This is a genomic window from Rhodopseudomonas sp. B29 (genome assembly GCF_000333455.1).
In the GTDB taxonomy this organism is placed as follows: Bacteria; Pseudomonadota; Alphaproteobacteria; order Rhizobiales; family Xanthobacteraceae; genus Rhodopseudomonas.
On record NZ_BADD01000563.1, the window covers coordinates 1 to 7,902 of the forward strand.

The 7,902-nt window shown below is 64.4% G+C and carries 5 protein-coding genes and 1 pseudogene; 4 read left to right on the plus strand and 2 right to left on the minus strand.

Features of this window, described 5'->3' with window-relative positions; genetic code table 11:
- A partial coding sequence (locus I5M_RS19995; RefSeq protein ID WP_022723012.1) for an acyl-CoA thioesterase II occupies positions 1-805 on the minus strand: 805 nt, incomplete at its 3' end.
- Between the two features lie 232 nt (positions 806-1,037).
- Between I5M_RS19995 and I5M_RS20000 the strand changes: the two genes are divergently transcribed.
- Positions 1,038-2,000, plus strand: a complete 963-nt coding sequence (locus I5M_RS20000) for an IS5 family transposase (RefSeq protein ID WP_022723013.1) — start codon at positions 1,038-1,040, stop codon at positions 1,998-2,000.
- 160 nt (positions 2,001-2,160) lie between these two features.
- Here the strand turns inward: I5M_RS20000 and I5M_RS20005 are convergent, their stop codons facing one another.
- The gene (locus tag I5M_RS20005) at positions 2,161-4,662 is read right to left on the minus strand and encodes a glycogen/starch/alpha-glucan phosphorylase (RefSeq protein WP_022723014.1); all 2,502 of its coding nucleotides are present in this window, start codon (positions 4,660-4,662) and stop codon (positions 2,161-2,163) included.
- A gap of 338 nt (positions 4,663-5,000) precedes the next feature.
- Here I5M_RS20005 and I5M_RS20010 point away from each other — a divergent pair, with 338 nt between their 5' ends.
- From I5M_RS20010 to I5M_RS20020, 3 genes and pseudogenes are all read left to right on the plus strand, one after another.
- A complete protein-coding gene (locus I5M_RS20010; protein WP_022723015.1) occupies positions 5,001-5,432 on the plus strand; it encodes a hypothetical protein in 432 nt (143 codons plus the stop codon).
- A gap of 367 nt (positions 5,433-5,799) precedes the next feature.
- Complete coding sequence (locus tag I5M_RS20015; protein WP_022723016.1) at positions 5,800-6,957, plus strand: LuxR family transcriptional regulator; 1,158 nt, start codon at positions 5,800-5,802, stop codon at positions 6,955-6,957.
- 164 nt (positions 6,958-7,121) lie between these two features.
- Positions 7,122-7,902: pseudogene (locus tag I5M_RS20020) on the plus strand (hypothetical protein); the annotation flags it as partial.

A 7,902-nucleotide genomic window follows, 5' to 3' on the forward strand; every position in this document is an offset into this window, starting at 1 on the left:
CCAGCAAACGTTCGCTCGGCGACCACAGTTCCCCGGTCTGGTCGCTGAAGCTCTTGTGAAACACGTTGGCGTCGGCGACGCCGAGCACCGCGGTGATCGGCTCGGCCGCGAGCTCGGCGGCGTCGACGTGGAAATACGTCGTCATCGACACCGTGCCGATCGGCAGCAGTTCGCCGCGGACATGGAAAATGCGGGCGAAGAACGCATCGGCGATGGCGGACAAGGACAGCAGGTCGAGCGTGCGCGGCACCGCGTGACCGATCCAGACCTTGGTATGCGCGCTCGCCGGCTCGGCGAAAGCGGCGCCGGAGAAGTTCGGCTCGTCCTCGGGAAAGCGAAATTCGAACTGCTCGATCCACGGCGCCGCAACGCGGGTGTAGACCGGCGTCTCAGTGAGCGACTTGACGGCCGGCATCGCAGTCGGGCGATGGGTCCAGGTCTCGCGGCGCTGCGCGAACACCGCGGTGGCGAACGCAGCGACCTCGCCGGCCTGCGTCGCCTCGATCGACCAATGCTGCGTCGAACGGGTCGCCTTGATCAGCCGCGGCGTCAGGTCGAACCCGCCCGGTGCGATCGGCGCGCAGAAATTCACCGTGAAGGCCAACGGATCGCCGGCGATTTCCTTTTGCCGCATCAACGTCCGCAGCAGCGTCGCCGCGGTGGCGCCGCCGAACTGGCCGACGAAGGCGTGATAACCGTCACTGGTCGCACCCTGCCAGCGCGTGCCGTCGAACGTAGCGGCGGTGGCAACGTCGAATGGATGCGCAGTGCTGTTGGCGCTCACTGCCTCGACCTTGGCGTCCATGTCGGCTCCCGTTGTTGTTCTTGCTTCACCGCACCATGCACCGGCAGACGCTGCGGTGCAATGGCGGTCGGTCGTCATATGATGCGCCTGCCGTGGACCGGGCGAGCTTGTCGGCAGCGCAATGAGCCGCTCCAAAGCGCAGCGCTCCCCCTCCCCCGCAAGCGAGACCTCTGCAAAACCTGACTATCCGGCTCGGATGTGATTCACTTGCGCATTGGCGGAGGTGGATCGGATGGCGCAGGACAGTTTCATCGAGGCTTTGCTGCCGGCGGGGTTTGGGCGCAACCAGCGGCTCGACCGCATCTCGGGTCTGATCGATTGGGACCGTCTTTCCGGTCTGATCCGCAAGGTGCGACCGGGCGAGACCGGTCGTCCGCCGTACGAACCGCTGGCGATGTTCAAGGCCTTGCTGCTGCAGCAATGGTACGGACTGTCGGACCCCGGGCTTGAAGAGGCACTGCTCGACCGGTTCTCGTTTCGACGCTTTTGCGGGTTCGCGCTGGATGCGCAGACGCCCGACGAGACCACGCTGTGCCGGTTTCGCAATGCCTTGCAGCAGGCGGGCCTAGGGGAGGCGCTGTTTCAGGAAGTTCTCCGCCAGCTCGAAGCGGCCGGATATGTCCTGAAGACGGGGACTTTGATCGACGCCACTCTGATTCAGAGCTCAGGGCGAACGCCCGCGTCGGGATCGACACCGCGTGAGACAGAGAGCCGTTCGTCACACGACCCGCAGGCCAATTGGACCCGGCACGGCGCAGGACGGAAACTGTTCTTCGGCTACAAAGCGCATATTGCGGTCGATCAGGGATCGGGCCTGATCCGGGCCCGCAAACTGACCGGTGCCAAGACGGCTGAGAGCGACGTCGCCGACGATCTCGTCCTCGGCGACGAGAAGGCCGTCTATGCCGACAAGGCCTACGAGAAGCGCGCGCGCCGCCAAGCCCTCAAAGCCCGCGGCATCAAGGACCGCATCCAGCATCGCCGCAACAAACACCAGAAGGCGCTGCCGCGCTGGCAGAGCGTGCGCAACAAGCTGATCGGTCGCGTGAGGCAGGCGGTCGAACGCACCTTCTCTCAAATCAAAGGCCGCTACTGCCTCAGCCGCATGCGCTACGCCGGCATCGCTGCCAACGCATTCCACCTCGATCTGATCGCGATCGCCTACAACCTGCGAACCGCAGCCTCCATCCGCTGACAAACAGCCGTCAGAGCCGCTCAGCCGCTCCGCGCAGCACAAATCCCATCACAAGAACCGCCGCCACCAACCCAAAACCGCCAGCGCGGCCGGTTTCGCAGAGGTCTCGCAAGCGGGAGAGGTTGCGCAGTGCCCGGCGCGATCGCCATCACGCTCAGCCCTACCCCTTCGCCAGCCTCGCCGCGTGCTCGCGCTGCGATACCGTGGTCGGGACGTCCCAGATGTCTTCGGCGTATTCGGCGATGGTGCGGTCGGAGGAGAACCACGCCATGCGGGCGACGTTGAGGATGCCGGCGCGAGTCCATGCCGGGCCAGCGCTCCAGCGCGCATCGATGCCACGCTGGGCTTCGTAGTAACTGTCGAAATCGGCGCTGACCATGTAGTGATCGAGGTGGCGCAGCGCGTGCGCCACCGAGGCGAACCGCGCCGGATCGTCGGGCGAAAACACGCCGGAGTCGATCGACCGAATGGCGCGATCGAGCGCCGGCGAACGCCGGATGACGTCGGTGGCATCGAGCCCCTGCGAGCGGCGGGCGACGACTTCGAGCGCCTCCATGCCGAAGATCGCGATATTCTCGGGACCGACGTGATCGCGGATCTCGATATTGGCGCCGTCGAGCGTGCCGATGGTCAGCGCGCCGTTGAGCGCCAGCTTCATGTTGCCGGTGCCGGACGCTTCCATGCCGGCGGTCGAAATCTGCTCGGACAAATCGGCCGCCGGAATGATCACTTCGGCCAAGCTGACATTGTAGTCGGCCATGAACACGACCTTGAGCTTGTCGCCGATCGACTTGTCGTTGTTGACCACGCTGGCGACGTCGTTGATCAGCTTGATGATCAGCTTGGCGTAGCGATAGCTCGCCGCCGCTTTGCCGGCGAAGATCTTGACGCGCGGCACCCAGTCGCGGTTCGGCTCGTCCTTGATGGCGTGATACAGTGCGACGGTCTCGAGCACGTTGAGCAATTGCCGCTTGTACTCGTGAATACGTTTGATCTGCACGTCGAACAGTGCGCCGGGATCGACCCGGACGTTGTTGCGCTCGCCGATCAGCCGCGCCAGCGCGATCTTGTTGCGATGCTTGACGCTGCGGAACTGCTGCTGAAACGCGGCGTCGCCGGCAAAAGCTTCGAGCTTGGAGAGCCGCGTCGGATCGTCCAGCACCTCGTCGCCGCAAGTGGCGCGGACCAGATCAGTGAGGCCCGGATTGGCCAGAGTCAGCCAGCGCCGGAAAGTGATGCCGTTGGTCTTGTTGGTGATGCGGCCGGGATAGAGATGGTTGAGATCGTGGAACACGGTCTCCTTCATCAGGTCCGAATGCATCGCCGAGACGCCGTTGATGCGATGCGAGCCGATGAAAGCCAGATGCCCCATGCGGACGCGGCGGCCGGCCTTCTCGTCGATCAGCGACACCGAGGCGCGGAATTCGATATCGCCGGGGCAGGTCGCTTCCGCCAGCGACAGATGCGTCTCGTTGATGCGGTAGATGATGTCGAGGTGGCGCGGCAGCGTGCGCTGGAACAGATCGAGCGGCCAGGTCTCGAGCGCCTCGGGCAGCAGCGTGTGGTTGGTGTAGCTCAGCGTCGCCACGGTGATCTGCCAGGCGTCGTCCCAGCGCAGGCCGTGGACGTCGACCAAGAGCCGCATCAGTTCGGTCACGGCGAGCGACGGATGGGTGTCGTTGAGCTGGATCGCCGCCTTCTTGGCGAGGTTGCGGATCTGGCCGTCGGAATCCAAATGCCGTTTGATCAGATCCTGCAACGAGGCCGAGACGAAGAAGTACTCCTGGCGCAGCCGCAGTTCGCGGCCGGCCGGGCTTTCGTCGTTTGGATAGAGGAATTTGCAAATCGCCTCGGCGCGCGCCTCATGGGCGGTGGCGCCGAGATAATCGCCGGTATTGAACACGTCGATCAGCAGCGGATCGGGCGCGCGCGCCGACCATAGCCGCAGCGCATTGACGTGCTGGCCGCGCCAGCCGACGATCGGCGTGTCATAGGCGACTGCCTGCACGGTCTCGCCCGGATTCCACACCACGCGCGTGAAGCCCTTGGCGTCGGTGACCTGCTCGACCTGACCGCCGAATTTGACCTGGTACACCACCTCGGGCCGCTGCAGCTCCCACGGATTGCCGAAGCTCAGCCACTCGTCGGGGAATTCCTGCTGCCAGCCGTGATTGATGATCTGTCGGAACAAGCCGTAATCGTAGCGGATGCCGTAGCCGAAAGCCGGGATGTCCAGCGTCGCCATGCTCTCCATGAAGCAGGCGGCGAGCCGGCCGAGGCCGCCATTGCCGAGCGCCGCGTCGGGCTCGCATTTGCGTAAGTCGTCGAGGCCGACGCCGAGATCGCCGAGCGCGGCCCGGAATTGCGCCAGCAGTCCCATGTTGTTGAGCGCGTCGGTGAACAGCCGGCCGATCAGGAATTCGAGCGACAGGTAATAGACCCGCTTGCGTCCGGCGTCGTAGCTCTCCTTCTCGGAGACCAGCCAGCGGTGCACGATGCGGTCACGCAGCGCCAGCGCCGCCGCTTTGTACCAATCGTGCTTGGTGGCCTGCACGGCCTCCTTGCCGATCGCCAGCGTCAGCTTGGCGAGGATCGCGCCCTTGATCTCGGACAGCGCCTGCTCGTCGATCGGCGCCTGCTGCACTTCATACTTGTCTGACACGTCGGACGATCATTTCCTGAAACGAGAGCGGAACCGGACCATACAAATGTTATGCCGGGATCGAAACCCATGACGAGGGCATCGTTGCGGCGCTGTGCCTCGGTTTTGGGCACAGTGTGATCGTTACGCCGCAGGCGCCGCGGGCAACGAACTCCGCATATGGAGTCTCGCCCGGGCCTGCAGCGGTCGCTACCATCCCCGACGTGACATGAACTCCTCGTGAAGAGCGCAGCACGACAAGAACAAATTAAGAACAATTTAGCAAGCCACTGATATATCATAGTGATTCGGCGCCCCGCGGCGCTATATGTAGGATTGCCTTGGCTTGTGAGAACTACATGTCCACCATCGCATTCGACCAGCTGGCGCTGACCCGCATCGCCGATTTCGCCCGGTCGCTGACGCGGCTGCACCAGCTCGCCCGCACCGAGCTGGTCGACGACGATCGGATCGACCGCGAATTCAACGCGGTCTGCCGCTCGATCTGGGACTATTGCCCGGACGACCTCGACGACGAGATGTTCGCACCCGAGGATCTGGCTTGGCTCGACACGCTCGACGAGGGGAGCGCACGGATCTTCGCCGCCGAGCAGGGCTACGACCTTGTCGACGACTCCGGCATGCTGACCGACTGGTGGGGCTATTGCTGGATGGTCCTGGCCGAGAAACGTGGCCTCCTCACCCCCGACAACCGCGCCGCCGCGCGGGCCAGGATCGAGGACAGCTACCGCGCGTCACCGAACGTCATCGGAGTGATCGTCGGACGCTGAGCACGCCCGTTGCACTTCGTATCGCGCGTGCTCGGTGACGTGAAAGTTTGATGACGGGAAGACTGGGTAACTTATCGCTTGGTGATGCGAGGCTCGATGATGTCCAGTCTCAACGATGCGCAGCCTCGAGACTTCATAGTTGTCCTTCGTCACGATCGTCACGCGAGCCCGGCGTGAACTGCACGCACGTGGCGGTGAATCACGGCGATAATCTTATCTCGCTGGTGACGCTGCCTCATCGTTGCGCGCCGTGAGACTATTTTGCGTTTGACGCGGCCGGCGTTCGCCCACACATTCGGTGCGCTTACGTACAGCAACAATAGCTGCTCGCTTCGAGCACGAAAAACTTTGTGCAAGAAACTTTGCCATGTCTGTTGTCGGACCAGACCAGATTTCGCGTGCAATCGGCAGTATCTACGAAGGCACCTCTGACGCCTCGGCGTGGCCGCGAGCAATCGAACAATTGCGGCAGTTGTTCAACGCCTCACGGTGTTGCCTGACCCGTTTCGGGCCCGACGTCGGCCCGGGCGATGTCATCAACCCGACCCTCGATGCTGAATTCCAGTCCCGCTATGTGGCGGAGTTCGCCGGAACCTCCACAGAGTTCGCCGATGCGCTGAACGGCGCGCCGACCGGCGAAATCCTTCTGGAGGAAGCGCTGGTCGGCGCCGAGCGGCTGCACCGCAGCCGTTTCTGGAACGAATGGATGGTGCCGCAGGATATGTATGACGGACTCGGCGCCAAGGTTCTGACGTCGGGTTCGTCGTTCTGGTATCTCGGCGTGCACCGCGGGCGACACCAGCAGGTCTTCGCGCCTGCTGATGTCGAGTTGATGCGTTTGATAGCCTCGCATCTGACGCGGGCCACCGAGATCTTTCACAAGTTCAGTTCGGCGCGGGTTGCGACGGCGGCGCAGTCGGCGCTGCCGTTCGGCGTCGTCATCGTCGATGCCGGGCTCCACGTGCACGACCTCAACGAGGCCGCGCAAAGGATCGTGGCTTCGCCGCAGAGCCCGCTGCGGCTCAAGCGAGGCGTGCTGTCGACGGCGGATCGCAGAACCAGCCTGGCCTTGCAGCAACTCGTCTCCAATGTCTGCGCCGTTCAGGAGGGCATGCCGCCGGGCGCCGGCGGTGACTTGATGGTCCGCGCCAATCCGACCACGGGCGAAGGCGAACGCGGCGAGATCGGCCGCGATGTCGCGCTCAGCGTCGTCCCGCTTCCCGCCGCGTCGTTGTTCCCGCCTCTGCCGCAAGCGGTCATCTATCTGCGCGAAGTGACGTTGGAGTTGCCCGATCCGTTCGAGGATCAGGTGCGGCAACTCTTCGACCTCAGCCCGGCGGAGGCACGCCTCGCGACCGCGCTTGCGAGCGGCATCTCGCTGAAAGAAGCCGCCGCCCGTCAGGGCATCCGCTTCAGCACTGCGCGCTCCTATCTGGAAGGCATCTTCCGCAAGACGCGCACCCGTCAGCAAAGCCAGCTGGTCGCGTTGCTGAAGACGACGCAGCCGGTGATCCGCAGCCATTAGTCGAGTTGTTGGGTTCAGCCGCAGCGCTGCGGCAGTTCTGCCACATCCACTCAGGAAGCAACTGCGCCACTGGCATTTGCCGGGTGGTCCCACTCAGCCGATTCGGAAAGATTTCTGCCAGCACGGCGCCGCCACGGCGCAGGCAGACATCTCAGTGGGGCGATATGAAAAAGGTCATCATTCCGGTTTTGGCGATCTCGAGCCTGCTGGCCGGCACCGCGCACGCCGAGCCGGCCGACCGCGTGCAAGCGCGCATCGATGCGCTGGAGAAGGAAAACGCCGCGATCCGCCGGGAGAACGAGGCTCTGCGCCAGAACAAGATCCTGCGCGAACGCAACGCGGCGCTGCGATCGACGACGGCTCCGGTCACGACAATCGCAGCCGCGCCCACAGCCGGCGCAGCGCCGGCCACGCGCTCCGATCCGCTGAACGCCTACGCGGCCGATCTGCCGTTCAGCACCAAGGCGCCGGTGCAACACGCGCCCCGCCAGTTCCGGCTGTGGGCGGAGGGCGGCGCGATCTGGAGCGGCGGCGATCCCGTCCGTTCCGACTACACCCTCAACCCACCCGTCTTCGCTGCCCCGAACAATGTCGGCGGGAGCTTCAATCTGCTGCCCAAGGTCGGCTGGCAAGGCGCCGCTGGGTTCGACTACCGCTTCGCGGCTTCACCTTGGCATGTCAGCGGGCAAATTCGTTACGGCGAAGCCAAGGCCAGCGACTCTGCCTCGCTTGCCGCATCCGCCACAGTTCCGCGGCTGGGCACCGCCACGGGCAGCGACACGTTCACGGCAACCAACAAGGAAACCCACTGGCTGGCCGACGCCGCCGTCGGCCGCGATATCGCCGGCGACGGCCCTGACAGCCTGCAGTTCAAGTTCGGCCTCAGAGGCGGCGAATGGGTGAAAACCACCGCCTCGAACCAGACCACCCAAGTGAGTGGAACCT

Bases quoted from the DNA above. Each gene is read 5' to 3' on its own strand.
- I5M_RS20010 (WP_022723015.1), top strand. From the start codon at position 5,001: ATGTCCACCATCGCATTCGACCAGCTGGCGCTGACCCGCATCGCCGAT.
- I5M_RS20000 (WP_022723013.1), top strand. From the start codon at position 1,038: ATGGCGCAGGACAGTTTCATCGAGGCTTTGCTGCCGGCGGGGTTTGGG.
- I5M_RS20015 (WP_022723016.1), top strand. From the start codon at position 5,800: ATGTCTGTTGTCGGACCAGACCAGATTTCGCGTGCAATCGGCAGTATC.